Consider the following 1296-nt stretch of genomic DNA (forward strand, 5'->3'; position numbering starts at 1 on the left):
CTTGTATCTAAGTATGATTATCCTTTTATTAAAACCAATAAAAATCAATTTATTATAGGTGTATTTGGCGGTTCAGTCGCTAACGATATTGTGGTAAATTCGGCTGTTAATCAAGCCAGAGGTAATCAAGGATTTATTGAATATTTAAAACAAATTCCCCAATTAAAAGACAAAGAAATTATCATTCTATCTTTTGCAAGTGGGGGTTATAAACAACCACAACAATTGTTAATGCTTAACTATTTTCTTTCTATTGGGCAAGAATTTGATTTAGTCATTAATATAGATGGCTTTAATGAAGTAGCACTATCTTACCAAAATAATCAAGAAAGAATAGATTTATCTTTGCCAAGCATACAACATATCCTACCTTTAACACAGTTAGCTAGTGACAATTTATCCGTAATGAAAGCGATCGTTCAAATTAGCGAACTGAAAAATAATTTATCAACTGCAATTAATAAATTGGAAAGTTGTAAATTAGCATTGTGTCATGGTTGGAGAAGTTTGCAGGTTAAAGGATTATTCGACAAATATCAAACAGAAATTCTCAAATATGATGAAGAAATTGCCAGAAATTCTAGCAAAATTGATGGCAGTAATAGTCTAGTATCTTTGAAGAAAATGTCAGAAGTATTAGAGGATAAAGTTGCTTTTGAAAAAGTTGCTGAAAATTGGTATGAATCATCACTAACAATGAGTCAAATTCTAGCCAAAAGAAATATATGGTATTTTCACTTTATTCAGCCAAATCAATATTATCCGACAGAAAGAGTATTTAGCTCAGAAGAAAAGATTTTTATTATCGAAGGTCATCCTTATGCGATAGGAGTTAGAAAAGGTTATCCAGCATTATTTTCTAAAGTTAATAGCTTGCAAAAAGCAAAAGTTAATATCTTTAATACTGTTAATATTTTTGATGGGGAAAAAGAAATAGTTTATCGAGATGCTTGCTGCCATTATAATCTGATTGGGCAGACAATATTAGATAAGTATATTGCTAATTCCATCAAAAGTATCATGGAAAAGAAAGACCTCTAAGAACAGATAAAAAATCAGAAAAATCGTCGAATCTTTCTATCTATTGCTCCTGAGTAGAAAACACATCACATTTTCATTTCCTTAAGCTCCCGAAAAATTTCGCCCGTCAAAGGATTTTTGCTTCCATTCTCACAATTTTTGTGATATCATAAGTATTAACTGGGGTCGCTCGCCTATATGCCTGACTTTTTATTCAACTAATTTTCCTTAGTAATAGACAATGTCAGTATTTGGGAATTTTCTTTGGCAAAGCAA

General features: G+C 30.9%; 1 protein-coding gene. It reads left to right on the forward strand.

What is annotated here, in order from left to right; translation table 11 throughout:
* The coding region (locus tag F6K40_RS27435) for a hypothetical protein (RefSeq protein ID WP_293140276.1) at window positions 1-1041 on the forward strand (1041 nt) is incomplete at its 5' end.
* Between the last annotated feature and the right edge of the window lie 255 nt (window positions 1042-1296).

The sequence above is a fragment of the Okeania sp. SIO3I5 genome, from assembly GCF_010672085.1.
Taxonomy (GTDB): Bacteria; Cyanobacteriota; Cyanobacteriia; order Cyanobacteriales; family Microcoleaceae; genus Trichodesmium.